The following is an 18259-nucleotide window of genomic DNA, read 5'->3' on the forward strand; positions in this document are numbered from 1 at the left end:
CGGCTGGTGAGCGGTGGCGAGTGAGTGAGGGTGAGAGTGATACGTCAGTAAGCTTCGCGACGGCCGGTGAGACCGGCCGGAGCGTACCGAGGCCGTCCGGACGCCCGCCGGGACTTCGTCCCGTGCTTCCCCTGCGGCGCCTTCCCCCCGGGTCCTTCCCCTCCGGGCCGTCTAGGGCGCACGGACGGCCCTTCCCCGCCCTGGCCGCGTACGCCCCTTCCGGGCGGGCCGGGCGGACTCGCCGGCCGTCCGCACGGGATGCCCGTGCGGACGGCCGGCGGAGGCGTCACCTCGCGTGCCCGGCGGAGCGGAGGGCGTGGGGAAGACGCCCTCCTGCCCGGCGCGTCACGCGTCCGGCTGGCGGTGCTGCAACTGGCGGCGCAGTTCGGCGATCTCCCGCTCCAGGTCGGCGACCTGGGGAGCGTCCGAGCCGGCCGGGGCCTGGCCGGGGACGGCCTGCGACGGCTGCGGACGGCCCGGCTGCTGCGCGTACGGCGACGGAGCGGGGCGCACGTACTGCGTCGCACCGTCGGGCCGCTGGGGCTCCACGCCCTCGCCCGGCCGCTGGGGGTCGTACCCCCCGGGACGCGGAGGCTCGTAGCCCCCGCCGGAGCGCTGGGCGTCGCCGCCGGCCGGCGGCAGGCTCTGCGGCTGCCAGCCCTGGGGCAGCACCTGGCCGTTCACCGGCTGCTGTCCGTAGCCGGCGCCCACCTGCGCCGGGTAGGAGGCGCCGTTCGGGCCGGGGAAGGGACCCCCGCCGTACGAGGGCGCGGACGCCTGGCCCTGCGGGGAGGCGGACGCCTTCCCGCGCCTGCGCAGCACGAGCAGCAGCAGGAGGCCGCCGCCGATCACCACCAGGGCGCCGGCGCCGATCGCGATCCACACCCACATCGGCTGCGGGGTCTCGTCCTTGCCGGACGAGATCGCCTGCTGGGAGTCGGTGATGTACTTCGCGACGTACGGATGGGACGGGAACAGCGCCTGGACCTCGCGGAACTTCGGCAGCGCGTCCTTGTAGTGCCGCAGGAAGAAGTCGTCGAGCGCCTCGTTGTACTTCGTCGTCGTCATCGACGCGGAGGGCTTGATGTTCTTCTCGTTGAGCTTCTCCTTGATGACCGAGACCGGGAGCACGAAGCTCTCGTTCTCCGACGCCTCGCCGTTCTCGCTGACGGTTCCGGCGATCAGCATGCCGACCACCTTGCCCGCACGGCTGAAGACCGGGCCGCCGGAGTTGCCGTGGTAGGAGGGCGCCTGCGTCTGGATGTACGGCACGCCTTCCTGCGTGGTGCGCTTGGCGTTGTACGGCCCCTCGGTCAGCGCGGGGTCGAGCTTCGACTCGACGCTGAACCACGGGGTGTTGGTCACCAGGCCGGGGAAGCCGCTGATGTAGAGCGTGTTGCCGGTCTGCACGTCCGCGTCGTCGCCGAGCGGGACCGTCGGCAGGTTCTGCTGGCCGTTGACCTTGAGCAGGGCGAAGTCCTTGCCCGGGTAGCTCTCGCCCACCGACACGAGCTCGGCCGGGACCTCCTTGGCCGTCTTGTCGACGCCGCCGCCGGGGAGGCTCTGCAGCACCGACAGGCTCTTCTGCAGGCCGCGGATCTGCAGGTGGTTGGTGTTGAAGGTGACGTAGACCTGCTGGGCGAGCTCGAGCAGCTCCTTGTCGGCCTCGATGCCCTGCAGACCGTTGATGATCTCCTTGGCGTCCTGCTTGTTGAACTTCTGCAGCGCCTGCTGGGCGAAGGTCTGCGACAGCTCGTCGTCGTTCAACTCGACGCAGTGCGCGCCGGTGACCATGTAACCGTCCGGGGTCACCCACCAGCCCGTGCACATGCCGCCGACCTGCGCCTTGGCGGTGCGCTCCGGCGTGACCGGCTCGAGATACCGGTCGACGTCGGCCGCCATGCGCTGGAACAGGAACTTGGCGATGCTGCGTTCGTCGGAGGGGATCTTGCCGGCGATCACCGCCTGGGTGGCGTCTTCGACCAGCTGCTGGAACGGTCCCTGCCTGACCTGGCTGGTCGGGACGACGACCTCGCCCGAGTAGGTGAGGCTGGTGAGCTGGACGGCCGGGTGCGTGCGCGCGGCCAGTTTGGTGCCCACGGGCACCTCGTCTGCGGTGTCCGCCGAAGCGGGAGCGGCGGTGACGACGGCGACGGCCGCCAGCGCGGCCATCCCTCCGGTCAGTCTGCCGAGATATTTTCTGAACGTTCCATCCACGGCAGCAATCGTGGAGGTTTGGTCTTGTTTCTTGCTTGGAGGTGGCTTGGGACTGCTTGGAACCCCTCCCGGAAGTCAACCGCAAGCCTGCCACACAGCGGCGGTCGTCGCGTACGCGCCGGTTACGCCGGTGACACGCCGACGGCCCCCGCCCGGAGGGCGGAGGCCGCCGATGTCGATCGTTGCCGCGTCAGACGCCCATGGACTGGGTGTCGTTGGTCTCCGGCGTCTGCTGGGCCGTCACCTCGGTCACCCCGTTCTTGAGGTGATACCGGGCGATGGCCTCCTGCAGCGTCTCGGCCTTGACCTCGCCCCGGCGGGCGAGCTGGGTCAGCACCGCCAGCGTGATCGAGGCCGCGTCCACGTGGAAGTGGCGGCGCAGCGCCGAACGCGTGTCGGACAGGCCGAACCCGTCGGTCCCGAGCGAGGACCAGTCACCCGGCACCCACTGGGAGATCTGGTCGGGGACGGCGCGCATGTAGTCGCTGACCCCCACGAACGGCCCCGGCACGCCGGACAGCTTGGTGGTGACGTACGGCACCCGCTGCTCGGCGTCCGGGTTGAGCAGGTTGTGCTCCTCGACGGCGAGGGCGTCCCTGCGCAGTTCGCTCCAGGAGGTGGCCGACCAGATGGCGGCCGACACGCCCCAGTCCTCCGCCAGCATCCGCTGGGCCTCCAGCGCCCACGGCGCGGCGACGCCGGACACCAGGATGTTCGCCTTCGGCCCCTCGCCGGCGGCGGGCGCGAAGAGGTACAGGCCCTTGAGGATGCCCTCGGCGTCGACGTTCTCCGGCTCGGCCGGCTGCGGGTAGGGCTCGTTGTAGACGGTCAGGTAGTAGAAGACGTCCTCGGGCCGCTCCCCGTACATCCTCCGCAGGCCGTCCCGCACGATGTGCGCGATCTCGAACCCCCAGGCCGGGTCGTACGACACGGCGGCGGGGTTCGTGGAGGCGATCAGCGGGGTGTGGCCGTCCTCATGCTGCAGGCCCTCGCCGTTCAGCGTGGTGCGGCCGGCCGTGGCGCCGAGCAGGAAGCCCCGGCCCATCTGGTCGCCGAGCTGCCACATCTGGTCGGCGGTCCGCTGGAACCCGAACATCGAGTAGAAGATGTAGACCGGGATCATGTGCTCGCCGTGCGTGGCGTAGGAGCTGCCGGCCGCGATGACCGACCCCATCGACCCGGCCTCGCTGATCCCCTCGTGCAGGATCTGGCCCTCGGTCGACTCCTTGTACGACAGCAGCAGCTCGCGGTCGACCGCCTCGTACGTCTGCCCGTGCGGCGAGTAGATCTTGGCGGTCGGGAACATCGCGTCCACACCGAACGTGCGGGCCTCGTCCGGGATGACCGGCACGAACCGCGCGCCGATCTCCTTGTCGCGCATGAGGTCCTTGAGCAGGCGGACGAACGCCATCGTGGTCGCGACGTTCTGCTTGCCCGAACCCTTGCGCAGGCCCGCGTACACCGGGTCGCCGGGGAGCTTGAGCGGCTTGGCGCGGACCACCCGCTTGGGCAGGTAGCCGCCGAGCGCCGCCCGGCGCTCCTTCATGTACGCGATCTCCTCGTTGTTCTCCCCGGGGTGGAAGTACGGCGGGATGTCGGCGTCGAGGTCCTTGTCGGGGATGGGCAGGTAGAGCCGGTCGCGGAACTCCTTGAGCTCGGCCTTGCTCATCTTCTTCATCTGGTGCGTCGCGTTGCGCGCCTCGAAGTCCTTGCCGAGCGTCCAGCCCTTGATCGTCTGGGCCAGGATGACGGTCGGCTGGCCGACGTGCTCACGGGCCGCCTTGAACGCGGCGTACACCTTGCGATAGTCGTGCCCGCCGCGCGACAGCTTGCGGATGTCGTCGTCCGACATGTGCTCGACCATCTTGCGCAGGCGCGGGTCGCCGCCGAAGAAGTTGTCGCGGATGTAGCCGCCCGACTCGACAGAGTAGGTCTGGAACTGGCCGTCGGGGGTGGTGTTCATCTGGTTGACGAGCACGCCGTCGACGTCGGCCGCCAGCAGCGGGTCCCAGTCGCGGCCCCAGACGACCTTGATGACGTTCCAGCCGGCGCCGCGGAAGTACGACTCCAGCTCCTGGATGATCTTGCCGTTGCCGCGCACCGGACCGTCGAGCCGCTGCAGGTTGCAGTTGATGACGAAGGTGAGGTTGTCGAGCTCCTCACGGGCGGCCACGCCGATCGCGCCGAGCGACTCGGGCTCGTCCATCTCGCCGTCGCCGAGGAAGCACCAGACGTGGCTGCGGCTGGTGTCCTTGATCTTGCGGCTCAGCAGGTAGCGGTTGAACCGCGCCTGGTAGATCGCGCCGATCGGGCCGAGGCCCATCGAGACCGTGGGGAACTCCCAGAAGTCCGGCATGAGCCGGGGGTGCGGGTAGGAGGGCAGGCCCTTGATCCCGTGCGACAGCTCCTGGCGGAACGCGTCGAGCTGGGCCGCGTCGAGGCGGCCCTCCAGGAACGCGCGGGCGTAGATGCCCGGGGCCGCGTGACCCTGGATGAAGATCTGGTCGCCCGACTCCCCGTGGTCCTTGCCGCGGAAGAAGTGGTTGAAGCCCACCTCGTACAGGGAGGCGGCGGAGGCGTAGGTGGCGATGTGGCCGCCGACGTTGGTCCGCGCGTTCGCCCGGGTGACCATGACCGCCGCGTTCCAGCGGATGTAGGCCCGGATGCGGCGCTCGACGTACTCGTCTCCTGGAAACCAGGGCTCGCGCTCGGGGGGAATGGTGTTGATGTAGTCCGTGCTGCGCAGGCCGGGTACGCCGACCTGGTGTTCCCGGGCGCGCTCGAGCAGCCGGAGCATCAGGTAGCGGGCGCGGGTGCGGCCCTCGGTCTTGATGACGTTGTCGAGCGATTCGAGCCATTCGTTGGTCTCGCTCGGATCGACATCAGGCAACTGGCTGGGTAGGCCGTCACTGATGATCGAAAAACGCTGGCGTCCGGAAGCCACTGGGTCTCGCCTTCCGAGAATGGACTTTGGTCTCGTCGGATCTGTTACGTCGGTGTTGCCTGCAGCGATGCGCTCAGCGCTTGGTCGCGGCGTTGCGGTCGTCTTCCATCCTGTCTCGTCCCACCGGAAAGCGCATCTCTACTTCCCGGTAACCGAACCGTCCCCGCTGGCAGCGGATGCGGCTTGGCCTAGACCACCGATGGTAGGACGATTTTCGCAGACTGCACATTCCTTGTTGCCCCGGGGTTTCCCCCAGAGCGAACGGGCGGCGTTCCCCCTGGTCACCCCAGGCGCCGTCCGCTGCCCCCTACCCCCTCCGGCGCCGCTTCACCCGGGCCGTTCCGTACGGGCCCGGAGAGGGGTGGACGGGCGGTGTCCCGGGTGTTCACCTTGGTCATGGGCCGATCTGTAGGCTTACGTAACGTTTTGGTATGAGTTGTCCCTCCCTCTGTGGAGGGCAGGGTTTCTCCCCTTTCCAGGTGGCGATAGCCGTACCAGGCTCTGGAAGAGGGGGAGGAGTGAGATGCACGCAGCGGTAGGGGACCGGCTCGTGGTGCACAGCGCCGTCGTGGGCGAGCACGAGAAGCACGGTGAGATCATCGAGGTCCGCGGTCCCGAGGGCGGCCCGCCGTTCCTGGTGCGGTTCGAGGACGGGCACGAGGCGCTCGTCTTCCCCGGGCCGGACGCCGTCGTCGTCGCAGCTCAGCGCGGATCGTAATATCACGGTGTGAAATCGACGGTGATCGAGGTGCGGACCGGCGCGCGGGAGCGCGTACACGACATCACCCGGGAGTGCGCGGACTTCGTGCGCGACTGCGGGGGAGACGGGCTGCTGCACGTCTTCGTCCCGCACGCGACGGCGGGCGTGGCGCTGCTGGAGCTCGGCTCCGGCAGCGACGAGGACCTGCTGGCCGCTCTCGGCGACCTGCTCCCCTCGGACGACCGGTGGCGGCATGCCCACGGCTCCCGGGGGCATGGAAGGTCGCATGTCATGCCCGCACTCATTCCGCCGTACGCCACGGTTCCCGTCCTGGGGGGCCGTCTCGCGCTGGGGACCTGGCAGTCGGTCGCCCTGGTCGACCTCAACGTCGACAACCCCGACAGGCGGGTCCGTTTGTCGTTTTTGACCGATTAAGAGATAACGGTGCGGGTCACCCGTCGTGGCGACCGTTGACGACGACCGGTCGCAGCGTGTGGACTGTGCCGAAGCATGGCTCTCAATGAGCCGCGACAACCGCAGACATGGGCGGGGTCACCCCAAGCAGGAGGGACGAACGTGAGCGCGACCGCGGGTCAGGCGCAAGGCGAGCGCGGCCTGGCCGAAAGACTCGGCCTCAAAGCCGGTCAGGTGGTGCAGGAGGTCGGTTGGGACGAGGACTGCGACGAGGCGCTGCGCCAGTCCATCGAGAACCTGACCGGCAACGAGCTGGTGGACGAGGACTACGAGGACGTCGTCGACGTCGTGCTGCTGTGGTGGCGTGACGGGGACGGAGATCTCTTCGACGCCCTGAGCGACGCGATGACGGCACTCGCCGACGGCGGCCAGATCTGGCTGCTCACCCCGAAGGCGGGGCGCGACGGCCACGTGGAGCCCAGCGACATCGGTGAGGACGCGGCGACCGCCGGGCTTTCCCAGACGAGCAGCGTGAGCGCCGCGAGGGACTGGTCGGGCACGAGGCTCGTCGCCCCGAAGGCCCGCCGCTGAGCGTCGCCCTGCCGTACGGCCCGGGGATGCCGTACGGCAGGCTGATGGGCGGACACCTGGGAGGGACTGCTCATGACGGTTGAGGTCGGGCAGCGGGCTCCGGACTTCGCGCTGAAGGACCAGCACGGTGTCCCCGTGCGGCTCTCCGACCTGCGGGGCAGGCGAGTGGTGCTCGTCTTCTACCCCCTGTCGTTCAGCCCCGTCTGCCACGGCGAACTCGCGGCGATCCGCGACGAGTTCGCCGGCTCACTGCCCGCGGACGTCCAGGTGCTGGCGGTCTCGGTCGACTCGATGTTCAGCCAGCGTGCCTGGGCCGACCAGGAAAACTTCACGTTTCCTCTGTTGTCGGATTTCTGGCCCCATGGTGAGGTCGCACGGGCGTACGGTGTCCTCGATGAGGACAGGGGGCTCGCCCTCAGGGGCACGTTCGTCATCGACGCCGAGGGCGTCGTGCGCTGGAAGGTCGTCAACCCGATCGGCTCCGCACGCGACCTCGACGAGTATCGCAAGGCGCTCGCGGCAGTCTGATCGTTTCATCGCCTGATTCCGGGCATTGACATATACGGTTTCGTCCCCCCACTCGCCCCATTGGAGGCCACGATGCCCTGCTACAGGTGCGGGGCCCGGCAGATCGACCCCGTACGCGGCGCCAGCCCCTGGAAGCGCGCCGTACGCCGCGAGGCGCAGGTGCTCGTCTGCCCGGACTGCCAGCGTGTGCACGACCTCGACCTCGACACGTGCGCCTCGTGCGGCTCGATCGCGTTGATCTGCCGCCTGGGGGAGATCGAGTGCCGCTCCTGCGGAGAGATTCGGCTCGCCCGCGCGGGTGAGCCGCTCGTCGCGGCCGGCTCCTCCGGCTCGCCGGCGTCCGCCGGGCCTTCGGGCTCGTCCGGCCTGGCGGCGGAGGTGGAGGCCGCGCTCAGCCGCGTGCTCGGGCGCCCGTGACGCGTCCGCCCGTGCCGTACGTGGTCGCGCTCGACGTGGGCGGCACCTCGATGAAGGGCGGGCTCGTCACCCGGGCCGGCGAGGTCACGGTCCTCACCGGCCGTCCCACGGGCCGGGAGAACGGCCCGGAGGCGGTGGTCGAGGCGGTGCGCGCCTACGTCGGCGAGATCGCCGAGCTCGGGCGGTCGCGGTACGCGGGTCCCCCCGCCGGGGTCGGGCTCGCCGTCCCCGGCATCGTCACCTCCGCCACCGCCGCCTACTCGGCCAACATCGGCTGGCGGGACGTGCCGGCCGAGGCGTTCGTGCCCTCCGGCGTCCCCGTGCGCCTCGGGCACGACGTCCGCACGGGCGGCCTGGCCGAGAGCGTGTTCGGCGCGGGGCGCGGCGTCGCCGACTTCCTCTTCCTGCCCATCGGCACCGGCATCGCCGGCGCGGTCGTGCTGCGCGGCGATCCGTACGGTGGGGCGCACGGCTGGGGCGGCGAGATCGGGCACGCGCCCGTCTGGCCCGCGGGGGAGAAATGCGCCTGCGGGCAGACCGGCTGCCTGGAGACCTACGCCTCCGCCTCGGCCCTCGCCCGCCGTTTCACAGTCCGTTCGGGGCGCACGGCCACCGCCAAGGAGGTGGTGGAACTCGCGGTCGCGGGGGACGCGGCGGCCGCCGAGGTGTTCGGCGAGGCGATCGAGGCCCTGGCCATCGCCCTCGCGTCGTACGTGCTGCTGCTCGACCCCGCGTTGATCGTCCTCGGCGGCGGCCTGTCGGAGGCCGGCGCGGCGCTGCTCGACCCCCTGAGGGAACGGCTGGCGGGACGGCTGACCTTCCAGGAGCCTCCGCCCCTGCGTACGGCCGCCCTCGGGACCCGGGCGGGCATGCTGGGCGCGGCCCTGCTGGGCTGGCAGGCGGCGGGGGAGCAGGACGCGGGAGCGGACTGGCCTATCGATGTGCTCAGAGGCGGGTCCGTGTCGTAAGGTGTAGACCGGTCCGGGCGGTTAGCTCAGCGGTAGAGCACTCGCCTTACAAGCGAGGGGTCACTGGTTCGAACCCAGTACCGCCCACCTGCGAAAAGAGCCCCGTCTCCCATCAGGGAAAACGGGGCTCGTGCCATTAACGTGCCATTAGCGAACGCAATCGATCTTGTTCAGTGACCACTCGCCTCGGCCGGTAGGACCTGTGTGATCTTGCCGTTCATGACGTCGGCGATCTTGTGGTCCGCCTCCGCCGTGCGGTGCTGGTAGATCATCGCGGCGCGCACGCTGTCATGGCCCATGCATGCCAGGTCGCGGAGAACTGCTTGGCGACCGCGTCGACCGCCGCCCGCGCAATGGCCCTCGGATGGGGTCATCACCAGGCGGCGTTCGGGGAGTCGCCCTCGCCGGGGTGCTCATCGGTCTTGATCGGCATCGGCGTGGTCGAACCATTGGCAAGATCGACTCGGAAGCCCCGCCATCGGTGCACGTAGAGCAGGTATCGGCCGGTTCCATCAAGGCTGAAACGGAGGGTGAGTGACGCGTCGGCTGGCGACGTCACCCGCGCGAGAACCCGCGGTTCCTCCCCACCCTCGATCGGTATACGCATGATGGCATGACCGGCCGAGCAGATCAGAGCCCTGCCATCGGGGGTATAAGCCACGGACTCCAGGAATGGCAGGTCGTTGCTCGGTTTGACGAGACGGGTGGCGGCCAGCAGATCGGATCCCTTCAAGCCGAGGTCGAGGACGCCGATGCCCCAGCCACCGACCACCAGTGCGATCCGCTGACCGTCCGGGGCCCAGGCCAGGCCGGTCACCACGGACGCTCGCATGCTCCAGTCGCGGCGCTGCCCGGTGGCGAGATCGACAACAGAGATCTTCGCTCCACCCGGGATGGAGGCGGCGTAGGCCAGTCTGGTGGCGTCCGGGCTCAGGGCGAGGATGTACCCGGCGCCCAGTGCGTCGCTCTCGAGTCCGGGGACGGGTATCGGGTCGCTCGGCGACCCGTCCTCGGCGAGGTGGACGCGGAAGAACCGGAGGGTAGAGTCTGGCCCGGTCCATCCGGACAGTACGAAGGTGCGGTTGTCGGGTGCTGCGGTTAGCACTTACCAGGAGGAGCGCACTCCTTCCGGCAGCGGGATGGCGGCCAGGAACTCTCCGGTTGTGGCGTCGTGCACGGCGGGCCGTACCGGAGTGAAGATTGCCGTCTTGGACTTATTCGGAAAGCGTGCGAGTGGAGCCCTCGCGGTGACAAAGAATCGCGGTGGGCCGGTGACCGGCAGGGGCGAAGAGGTCGCCATCGGCAGCGGCGGGGAAACGGCTGCGGAAATCTGACGATTGCGCGACTGTGGCGAGGAGAGATGGCAACGCTGACGGTGAGGACATCGCGCAAGCCGTAGAGGACGCCCGGTCCTTGAGCGAGACCCGCTCGTAGGCGTGATCCCCGCCGTTGTCGCCGCAGGCGCCCACCAGCGCCAGCACGAGTAAACCTGCCGTGGTGACACCTGCGCGTGGCAACATATGTAGATCATCTTGTGGTGTCGGATACGTCGTCAAGATCCAGAAATCGCATGCAGAGTAGGTATGGTATTGCGATCTGAGCGTCCGGTTCTGTTTGATCTGTGAAATTCCTAACGTTTCTGTCTACAAGCGATGGCAAGCAATCTCAGAGGCTGCAAGAGAGGGGCCGTACCAGCAACCTGGGGCTCCTCTTACGGCACTTCGCCTCTCATGCGGCTGCCCGGCCGAGCGAGCTCAGTCGCTCTCACGGTCCTCACCGACCTTATTTGGGCCGGGCTACGCCCAATACTTCTACCTTCGTCCTGCCTGACACCCAGACTGGAGGCATGAGCGCCATGCGCGAGGAACTGCACTACTGATCTTTAATTCGTGATGTCGACTCTTGTCCTCATGGCCAGGCCGGTCGGTGGGAGGCAGCCGTCGATGAGGTGGGGCCGGTACTGGATCTTCTTCAGGGCGCGCTTGATGACGCGGACGAGCTGGGGCAGGTCGGCGGCGGCGAGGTTGGCCAGGGCACCGCGTTTGAGCAGGGACCAGATGCCCTCGGTGGGGTTGAGGTCGGGGGCGTAGGCGGGGAGCTGGACGATGGTGAGCCAGTCGGCGTGCTCGGCGGCGAAGGTCTTCATCCCGGGCACCAGGTGCAGGTTCAGGTTGTCCCAGACCAGCACGATGGGCGCGCCGAGCTGGGCGTGGGCGTGCAGGATCAGGTCGCGGTAGTCCGTCCAGCCAAAGGTCTTGGACTCGCCCTTGCGACCCCGGTAGACGTGCAGGCGGTAGATCAGCCGGGAGCGTTCGCCGGGCTTGTAGCAGACCAGGGCGGCAATGTTCACCCGTCCGCTCCCGCGCCCGCGAACGTGGATCATCGGGGTGTGCCCGCGCCGGCCCCAGGTACGAGCGACAGGCGGCCTCAGCCCTTGACCGGCTTCGTCTTCGAAGCAGATCCAGGCGCCGTCGGCCGCCGCGGATCTTCCACCTGCGGCCAGACCTCCTTCTTCCACACCTCGATTGCGGCCTCGTCACGCTCGATCGCCCGCCGGGCGGGCCGCTGACAGGACCAGCCGTTACGCCGCAGCAGGTACCACACCCCCTGCAGGGTGTAGCCGATGTGGAACATCCGGCCGATCAGCGTCTTGATCCGTATCAGCGTCCAGCGCTGGTCGGCGAACCCGTGCGCCAGCGGCCCGCGTTGCAGTTCGGTCTCCAGCCGGGCGAACTGCGCGGGGCTGAGCCGGGGCAGCGCGTGCGGGCCTGCTGAGGCCAGCGCCGCCGTGCCGCCCTCGCGCCAGGCGCGCCGCCACCGCTCCACCGACCTCTGGGTGACCCGCAGCGTCTTGGCTACCGCCGCGTTCGTGACCCCCTGTGCGAACATCTCGGCTGCTCGCAGCCGTACCTGCTCGCGACGCCGCTGCTCCTGGGGGGTGAAGCCGCCGCCTTGGGCATACCGCACACCCTGGTCATACAGATCAGACCAGCCCTCGTCAGCTCACCGAAAAGACCCATTTAAGTTCCGTATCTCGTGGACCAGTTGCCGGAGTCAGAGCTACGCCCGGCTCTGGAGTTGATCCGTGGTCGTCTGGACGAGCCCGCCCCGGTGGAGCGTGACCTTCCGTTCTTCGCGTCGTTCGAGGCCGAGCCGGACCTTGCCGAGCGGCACGAGATGCCGCGCTCCGAGATGGGGCGCTGACACGGCCCCTACGGCACTGGTTCTCATCTCGATCTTCGCCAGGCAGTGGCCCCTGCTCGTGCCGCCCCAGTGGTCGGTGAGCCAGCCACGTCCTGGAGTCGCGCGTCGGCCCGCGGGCCAAATCACCTTCTCAAGTCCCGAGTTTGCCTGGGCCGCATCGAGCGCCTGTACATACACTGACGGCATGAGCGCGCAACCGCAGGAGTTCACTCCCGAAGGTCCCCTGCCGGAGAAGAACCTGCGTGCCATCCGAAGAGCGTTGGTCGTGCCACAGGACCGAGATGGGTTCGATGCAGGTCTTGACGTCGTCCTGGCTGAGGTCCGCGCCAGCTTGGACCTCGGTCGGTTGAGCGAGTTCATCCACACCTGGTGGCTGATCGCGTGTGACTCGGCCCAAGATCAGCAGGGCCGCAGAGACGCCTACGAGCGGGCCGCCCGCGTCCAGGAACTGGCTGACGCCGGCCAGTCGATCCCTCGAGGTGATAAGACGTGGCGCCAACTGCTGGCGGAGCGCGGGGTCGAGCGGTAGGTGTACTCGATCGTCGAGCCCGATCCCGTCGCTCAAGAACAGATCGCGGCCCTTCCCGAGTATGCCTTGCGGTATCTGGCCGGGGTACTGGACCTGGTTGAGCTGGAGCCCTGGGCGGGTGGACCGCAATCGCCGAGCAAGCCCGACGGCAACATGCGGGTCATGCCGTTTGGAGAGCGTGGGCTGGTGACCTATCTCGTCATGGAGCCCCAACGCGAGGTGTATATCGTTCGCGTGCAGTGGATCTAGTTTCTAGCTTGCCGGCAGGCGCGGCGCGCTGGGTGACCATCGCCGTGGACGAGCCTGGACGGCGGTGGACAACGGTGGACCGTACGCCAAGGTCAGGGCGGGTATAGGCGCTGGTCCCGCCCGTTCCCGGGCTGACCTACCAGCGAGGGGCCACTGGTTCGAACCCAGTACCGCCCACCAAGCCGTCGTCGCCAACGCGCTCCTGAGTCGAGGAACATCGGGAAGATGCGGGAATGCGAAACTGGCCGTATCTGACAGAAGATCGGAGCGGGGATGGACATGCGCGCGGAGGTGGAGTGGGTGGACTCGCGGCAGAGGCTGCCGGGGGACGGAATGCCCGTGGCCGCCGCGATCACGGGCCGTTTCGCGTCCGACGATACGGACGAGCGTGATCCGGACGCCGGACAGGAATTCTGGCTGGTGAGGCCGATGTACTTCACCACCCGTCACTTCGCTGAGGACGGGCGTGAGTACCGCGACTGTTTCGTCGACTCTGACGGTGTCGTCCGCCTGCCCTACGGCCGGGACCCTGACGAGCCGCGGGACTGTGACGATCCGATCACCCACTGGGCGGAACTGCCCACTCTGCCGGGCACGACCGTGCATTACCTGCTGGGTGAGAAGGCGGAGACCGCTCGCGCGAACGCCTTGGGCGAGGGAACGTAACGGCGTTCATCGGTCACATGCCTACCGACCGAGATCCCACATCACGACCTTCTCGGCTTTGCCGCCGGCAAGCACGACGGTGTGCCCGTTCACGTAGCCGAGTGCCATGACGATCAACCGATTGTGAGCTATGAGGGGCTCGCCGATCTGCCGTCCGTCGAGCAGGTTCCACACACGGATTTCGCCGCCCAGGGAGGCGGTCACCGCGATCGGGATGTCGCCGAGTCGCCCAGTGAGAATGTGGAGGACGCGCGTGCCGTGCCCTCGGAGAGCGGGCGTGAGTTTGCGACCGGTCCGCAGATCCCAGAAATAGACGCGACCGCTGCGTCTGGTGAGGACACCGGTCGTACAGCGTACGCGGGCCACCGCGATCGGGGATTCGCTGGAGCTGACCCCGCTCACCTCGCCGATGCGGCGGCCGCTCTGGAAATCCAGAATGCGGGTCGTTCCGTTCAGGCTGACGAGGAGAACCGGCCTGCCGTCGATTTCGGCCAGAGTCGTGAGCTGCAGTGGAGTGGTGGCACCGATCTTCACCGGGGCTCCGATTTCCGCACCCGTGACCGGGTCTTTTATCCATGCCCTGGCTCCGCTCCTGCCGAACAGCACGGTGCGATCACCGGCCCGGGTGACCAACGGCGCCGTCCTTTCGCCCCTGGCGAGAGCCTCCTCCAGGCTGGAGGCGACGAGATCCCGGAATCGTCCGCCTCCCGTTCGGTCCGCGACGACAGTGCGGTCACGCAGACGATCGGCCGGGATGCCGTCGAGGGAGCCGTAGGTGTCAGGGGGCGGAGCGGAGATTCTCTGTCCCGTGGCGAGGTCCCATTGGATCCTCCGGTCATCCCAACCCTGAGTGATCGCTACTGGGCGTCCGTTCGACTCGCTGACCGCGATCGCCAGAATCTCGTCGGTGTGACCGGGTGGGACGGTCGCGGCGAGCTGCCTCGCGGTGCCGAGGTCCCAGAGCCGGACGGTGTTGTCACCGCCTCCGGTCACCGCGATCGGCCGGCCGCCCAGTTCTCCCACGGCCAGTGAGACCTCGATGAAGGCCGGCCGCGAAAATCCGTAGGATTCGCCGCCCAGAGCACTGGGGGCCGGTGGATTGCCGGGCAGGAGCCCGATCTGCTCGCGCGAGACGGGGTCCCAAATGGAGACGCTGCCCGCGGGCCGGTTCACGGTCAGAAGGACGGTCTTCCCGTTCACCGTTGCCTTTCGCACAGTGGTGAAATCACCGTCGATTCCCGCGAGTTGTCTCCCGCTGGCGAGGTCGAAGAAACGGAGGGGATCCGGTCCCGGTTCGTTCTCGTCGCCGCCATCGTCGTTGACCACCGCGGTGAGCCTGCCGCGCAGAGTGACGAGTTCGAGCGCGTCAACTCCGTTGTCCTCTCCCAGCAGGATCCGCGGCCCGATCTCCCGCCCGGTCGCCGCATCGACCACGTGGAGCTCGTCGTCGGCGGTGACCTTCACGGGGCGACCGTGCAAGCGGCCGATCGCGGCACCTTTGGCATCGCCGCTGGTCACTGTCAGCGGTTGTCCCTGAAACCGCCCTACGGTGACTGTCTTCTCTGAGTGGCCCGCCTTGACGAACAGCGTGAGCGGGTGTCCCGGAAACAGACTCGTAGTGATCGCCCTGATCGGTCCACCGACCCTGACCGGCTCTCCGATCGGGGCGAGGGTGGGAAGGTCCCAGACACGCAGACTGCCCTCCTCTCCGGCGCTGACCGCGACGGGACGCGATCCCAGCAGGCCGATGGCCACACCGGTCACATTGGTGTGCCCGTCACCCCCGAGGGCCACCGGAGGCCCGAACGAGCGGGGAACAGGCGTCTTGGCCGTCTCCTCGCACGGTTTCGAGGCGTACGGCCATTTCGGCGGCCCAGCCGCTGACGCACGGAGCGCGGGTCCGGCCAGCAGCAGGCAAAGGAGCAGCGACAAAGGTCTGCGAACCACACTCACCCGCAACAGCTCCCCCAGGGACGGATGATTCGACGATCACTGTAGGGCTTTCCTCGGTTCAGTCGAGGAGTTCGACGTACCCGTCGGTTCCGTGGACGCGGATCCGCCGGCCGTCCCGGATCAGCCGGGTGGCCTGCTCCACTCCCACGACGGCCGGCAGGCCGTACTCTCGCGCGATCACCGCTCCGTGCGTCATGAGGCCGCCCACCTCCGTCACCAGTCCGGCGACGGAGACGAACAGGGGGGTCCAGCTGGGGTCGGTGTAGGTGGTGACCAGGATGTCGCCCGCATCGAGGTCGGCCTGCGCCATGTCCAGGACGACGCGGGCACGGCCTTCGACGGTCCCGGCCGAGACCGGCAGGCCCACCAGTGCGCCGGGCGGGGCGTCGTCACGCAGATACCGGCCGGTGACGGCCTCGCCGTCCGACGTGAGGACCCGGGGCGGCGTGAGCGCCTCGTACGACCGGAACGCCTCCCGCCTTTCCAGGATGAGTTCGGCGTCCACGTCGTCGGTGCGTACGACCTCACGCAGTTCCTCGAACCTGAGGAAGAAGATGTCGTCCTTCTCCCGCAGGACGCCGGACCGAACGAGGCGATCGGCCTCCCGCAGCAACGCCTGCTTGTAGACGAAGTAGCGGCTGACCATGCCGTACTTGGGATACTCCCGGTATCCGGCGAAGGTGCGGACGCGGTCGATCATCCGCTTGGTCTCCTCGGCCTTCTGCTCCCCGTCAGGCAGGGCGCGCAACCGCGTCAGCAGGTCCTCTTCTTTTCGTTGCGCCTCCTGGCGTCCTTGTTCGAAGCGTCGCTTGCCGGCGCCCGGCTCGAAGTTCCTGACGTTGCCGAGGATGCTGGGCACGAGCGTGGCGGGTCGCTCGCTCCAGCGCGTCCTGGTGATGTCGATCTCGCCCGTGCAGCGCATGCCGTACTCGTGGAGGTAGCTCCGGATGGCGTCACGTGCCTCCCGTCCGCCGGGCAGCCCGGTCAGCTCGTCGAGGAAGCCGTCTCCCTCCCGGCCTTCGTCCGCGACGCGCTGCAGGAACGCCACGACGTCCGCGTACGGCCGGATCGCGTCCGCGACGTCGAGGAGCGCCAGCCCCATCTCCGACGTGACGTTGTGGGGGACCGATTGCGTGAGCACGTCGGCCGCGTTCTTCTCGCCCAGCCACGTCTCGAGGTGGTCGTTGAGCCACCAGGCCGCCTCCATCCCCGCCATGATCACCTGGATGCTCCGCGGGTCGAACAGGACGCGCTTCAGCTCCGCGATGTCGGCCAGGATGAAGTCGAGCAGCGCCGGGCCGGAGAGGCCCTGGATCTCGCGCCGCAGGGTGGCGACGGACTCCTGACCGCGCCGGATCAGCTCGGTGACGACGGCGGGGTCGGTCTCGATCGGGGCGGGCGGGCCGCCGGCGGGCGCGCCGCCGGAGTCGTCGTCCGGAAGCGAGCGGAGGAAGTCGCCGCGGTCGACGACGCTCTGCAGCGCGTCCCGGATGAGCGGGTCGGATCTCCCCAGGGTCCCGATGAGGTTCGCGCGGCCGGCGGGTGTCGCAAGGATGGGAGCGACGTCGACGAACAACCGCCCGCCCGCCTCGTGCATCGGCCGGGGGGTCGTCAGCTGCCACAGGGAGAGTCCCAGCGGCTTCATCGCGTCGGTCATCATCTGCTGGTGACCGACGGAGACATAGAGGTGGTTGTCCTGGTCGTCGGTCACGGGGACGGGGAACAGGGTGGTGATCGGCCGGCTCTGGACGATGTGGAACTCGTCGCCGGCCAGGCACCATTCGATGTCCTGCGGCCGGCCGAAGTGCGCTTCGATCCGCCGGCCCAGCCGCACCAGGCGCACGACCTGCGCATCGGTCAGGGCCGGCCGCGTCTGCCGCTGCGGCTCGACCGGCACCTCCTGGGTACCGCCTCCCGGCGACGCCTGGACGAACCGCGGCTTGGCGGCGACGGTCGTGGCCACGACCTGGTCGTCGCGCACCGTGTAGACGTCGCCGGAGACCAGACCGGAGACGAGCGCCTCGCCGAGCCCCCAACCGGCCTCCACGGTGGCGATCTTCCGGTTCGAGGTCACGGGGTCGGCGGTGAACAGGATCCCGGCCGCGTCCGGGAACACCATCCGCTGGACGACCACGGCCATCCGCACCTTCCGGTGGTCGAAGCCGTTGCGGAGCCGGTAGGTCACCGCCCGTTCGGTGAACAGCGAGGCCCAGCACCGCCGGACGTGCCGGAGGATCTCCGCCAGGCCCACGATGTTCAGGTACGAGTCCTGCTGGCCGGCGAAGGACGCGGTCGGCAGGTCCTCGGCCGTCGCGCTGGAGCGCACCGCGTAGGAGGCGTCGTCCCCGAGCCGGGCGAGCGATTCGCCGATCGCCGCCACAAGATCGTCGGGCATCGCGACGCCTTCGACGACGCGGCGGACATCCGCGCTCAGGGTGCGGATCTCCGCGCGGTCGTCCGGCCGTACGCGGGACAGCAGGTCAAGCTGGGCGTCGATCGACGGCACCTCGGCCACGATCCGCTGAAAGGCGTCCGTCGTGACGCAGAAGCCGTCCGGCACGCGGATGCCGTCGATTCGCGACAGCTCGCCCAGATGCACCCCCTTTCCGCCGACTTCCGCGACATTCGTCGAGTCGATTTGCTGGAAACCCATCACGTAGCGCAATTCCGTCGCTCCATCGCTCGTCGGATCGGTTCGCGACGGGCAGTATGAAGCAATTTTTTGAGCCTCATGAGGTTCGCCGATCTGCTATACAGTGAAACTGGAGGGGAGTAGTGCGGCGCTTCGTGCGCGAACCCCGACATCCCCCCGGCACCGGGACTGAACTGCCGGCGTCGGCCCGTGGACATCCCCTAACGTGGCCCCGCTTGACCTTGAC

The 18259-nt window shown here is 68.7% G+C and carries 18 protein-coding genes and 2 tRNA genes; 12 read left to right on the forward strand and 8 right to left on the reverse strand.

Annotation, left to right across the window (positions count from 1 at the left end; genetic code table 11):
- Positions 1–345: 345 nt before the first annotated feature.
- Positions 346–2217 (reverse strand): trypsin-like peptidase domain-containing protein, encoded by a 1872-nt coding sequence (locus Mam01_RS10375; RefSeq protein WP_239101192.1) that lies wholly within the window; start codon positions 2215–2217, stop codon positions 346–348.
- A 190-nt stretch (positions 2218–2407) separates the two neighbouring features.
- On the reverse strand, positions 2408–5107 hold the full coding sequence (gene aceE, locus Mam01_RS10380; protein WP_507762926.1) for a pyruvate dehydrogenase (acetyl-transferring), homodimeric type: 2700 nt from the start codon (positions 5105–5107) through the stop codon (positions 2408–2410).
- Positions 5108–5684: 577 nt separating this feature from the next.
- Here aceE and Mam01_RS10385 point away from each other — a divergent pair.
- From Mam01_RS10385 to Mam01_RS10415, 7 genes are all read left to right on the forward strand, one after another.
- A complete protein-coding gene (locus Mam01_RS10385; RefSeq protein ID WP_150932243.1) occupies positions 5685–5879 on the forward strand; it encodes a DUF1918 domain-containing protein in 195 nt (64 codons plus the stop codon).
- 9 nt (positions 5880–5888) lie between these two features.
- Complete coding sequence (locus Mam01_RS10390) at positions 5889–6296, forward strand: secondary thiamine-phosphate synthase enzyme YjbQ (RefSeq protein ID WP_204285156.1); 408 nt, start codon at positions 5889–5891, stop codon at positions 6294–6296.
- A gap of 141 nt (positions 6297–6437) precedes the next feature.
- On the forward strand, positions 6438–6866 hold the full coding sequence (locus tag Mam01_RS10395) for a DUF3052 domain-containing protein (RefSeq protein ID WP_150932239.1): 429 nt from the start codon (positions 6438–6440) through the stop codon (positions 6864–6866).
- A 72-nt stretch (positions 6867–6938) separates the two neighbouring features.
- Positions 6939–7394, forward strand: coding sequence for a peroxiredoxin (locus Mam01_RS10400; protein ID WP_204285157.1), 456 nt, complete (start codon positions 6939–6941; stop codon positions 7392–7394).
- Positions 7395–7466: 72 nt separating this feature from the next.
- The gene (locus Mam01_RS10405; protein WP_150932235.1) at positions 7467–7811 is read left to right on the forward strand and encodes a hypothetical protein; all 345 of its coding nucleotides are present in this window, start codon (positions 7467–7469) and stop codon (positions 7809–7811) included.
- The gene (locus Mam01_RS10410) at positions 7808–8779 is read left to right on the forward strand and encodes an ROK family protein (RefSeq protein WP_239101193.1); all 972 of its coding nucleotides are present in this window, start codon (positions 7808–7810) and stop codon (positions 8777–8779) included. The genes Mam01_RS10405 and Mam01_RS10410 overlap by 4 nt, the downstream gene beginning before the upstream one ends.
- A gap of 15 nt (positions 8780–8794) precedes the next feature.
- A tRNA-Val gene (locus Mam01_RS10415) sits at positions 8795–8866 on the forward strand.
- Between the two features lie 83 nt (positions 8867–8949).
- Here Mam01_RS10415 and Mam01_RS37290 read toward each other — a convergent pair.
- From Mam01_RS37290 to Mam01_RS10430, 4 genes are all read right to left on the reverse strand, one after another.
- Entirely contained in the window at positions 8950–9078 is a 129-nt protein-coding gene (locus tag Mam01_RS37290) for a hypothetical protein (RefSeq protein ID WP_275408937.1), read from the reverse strand.
- Between the two features lie 74 nt (positions 9079–9152).
- Positions 9153–9596, reverse strand: coding sequence for a TolB-like translocation protein (locus Mam01_RS10420; RefSeq protein WP_204285158.1), 444 nt, complete (start codon positions 9594–9596; stop codon positions 9153–9155).
- A 1065-nt stretch (positions 9597–10661) separates the two neighbouring features.
- Complete coding sequence (locus tag Mam01_RS10425) at positions 10662–11297, reverse strand: transposase (RefSeq protein ID WP_204285159.1); 636 nt, start codon at positions 11295–11297, stop codon at positions 10662–10664.
- Positions 11207–11746: a winged helix-turn-helix domain-containing protein gene (locus tag Mam01_RS10430; protein WP_204285160.1), complete on the reverse strand. Its 540-nt coding sequence runs from the start codon at positions 11744–11746 to the stop codon at positions 11207–11209. The genes Mam01_RS10425 and Mam01_RS10430 overlap by 91 nt, the downstream gene beginning before the upstream one ends.
- A 69-nt stretch (positions 11747–11815) precedes the next feature.
- Here Mam01_RS10430 and Mam01_RS10435 point away from each other — a divergent pair, with 69 nt between their 5' ends.
- The 5 genes from Mam01_RS10435 to Mam01_RS10455 all read left to right on the forward strand — a co-directional run bounded on the left by Mam01_RS10435 (position 11816) and on the right by Mam01_RS10455 (position 13427).
- Entirely contained in the window at positions 11816–11983 is a 168-nt protein-coding gene (locus tag Mam01_RS10435) for a hypothetical protein (RefSeq protein ID WP_204285161.1), read from the forward strand.
- A gap of 184 nt (positions 11984–12167) precedes the next feature.
- A complete protein-coding gene (locus Mam01_RS10440; protein ID WP_204285162.1) occupies positions 12168–12512 on the forward strand; it encodes a DUF6247 family protein in 345 nt (114 codons plus the stop codon).
- Positions 12513–12761: a hypothetical protein gene (locus Mam01_RS10445; RefSeq protein WP_150932203.1), complete on the forward strand. Its 249-nt coding sequence runs from the start codon at positions 12513–12515 to the stop codon at positions 12759–12761.
- Between the two features lie 95 nt (positions 12762–12856).
- A tRNA-OTHER gene (locus Mam01_RS10450) sits at positions 12857–12941 on the forward strand.
- A 93-nt stretch (positions 12942–13034) separates the two neighbouring features.
- The gene (locus Mam01_RS10455) at positions 13035–13427 is read left to right on the forward strand and encodes an AQJ64_40280 family protein (RefSeq protein WP_204285163.1); all 393 of its coding nucleotides are present in this window, start codon (positions 13035–13037) and stop codon (positions 13425–13427) included.
- 21 nt (positions 13428–13448) lie between these two features.
- Here Mam01_RS10455 and Mam01_RS10460 read toward each other — a convergent pair whose 3' ends face one another.
- Positions 13449–15182 (reverse strand): WD40 repeat domain-containing protein, encoded by a 1734-nt coding sequence (locus Mam01_RS10460; protein ID WP_204285164.1) that lies wholly within the window; start codon positions 15180–15182, stop codon positions 13449–13451.
- A gap of 256 nt (positions 15183–15438) precedes the next feature.
- Positions 15439–18033 carry a rifamycin-inactivating phosphotransferase gene (gene rph, locus Mam01_RS10465; protein ID WP_204285165.1) on the reverse strand — a complete coding sequence of 865 codons (2595 nt, stop codon included), beginning with the start codon at positions 18031–18033 and terminating at the stop codon, positions 15439–15441.
- Between the last annotated feature and the right edge of the window lie 226 nt (positions 18034–18259).

Origin of the sequence: Microbispora amethystogenes (assembly GCF_016863015.1) — a bacterium.
In the GTDB taxonomy this organism is placed as follows: domain Bacteria; phylum Actinomycetota; class Actinomycetes; order Streptosporangiales; family Streptosporangiaceae; genus Microbispora; species Microbispora amethystogenes.

Excerpts from the sequence above, each read along its gene's own strand:
- Mam01_RS10385 (WP_150932243.1), top strand. The coding sequence starts at position 5,685 with ATGCACGCAGCGGTAGGGGACCGGCTCGTGGTGCACAGCGCCGTCGTG.
- Mam01_RS10400 (WP_204285157.1), top strand. The coding sequence starts at position 6,939 with ATGACGGTTGAGGTCGGGCAGCGGGCTCCGGACTTCGCGCTGAAGGAC.
- Mam01_RS10405 (WP_150932235.1), top strand. The coding sequence starts at position 7,467 with ATGCCCTGCTACAGGTGCGGGGCCCGGCAGATCGACCCCGTACGCGGC.
- Mam01_RS37290 (WP_275408937.1), bottom strand. The coding sequence starts at position 9,078 with ATGGGCCATGACAGCGTGCGCGCCGCGATGATCTACCAGCACCGCACG.
- Mam01_RS10440 (WP_204285162.1), top strand. The coding sequence starts at position 12,168 with ATGAGCGCGCAACCGCAGGAGTTCACTCCCGAAGGTCCCCTGCCGGAG.
- Mam01_RS10455 (WP_204285163.1), top strand. The coding sequence starts at position 13,035 with ATGGACATGCGCGCGGAGGTGGAGTGGGTGGACTCGCGGCAGAGGCTG.
- rph (WP_204285165.1), bottom strand. The coding sequence starts at position 18,033 with ATGGGTTTCCAGCAAATCGACTCGACGAATGTCGCGGAAGTCGGCGGA.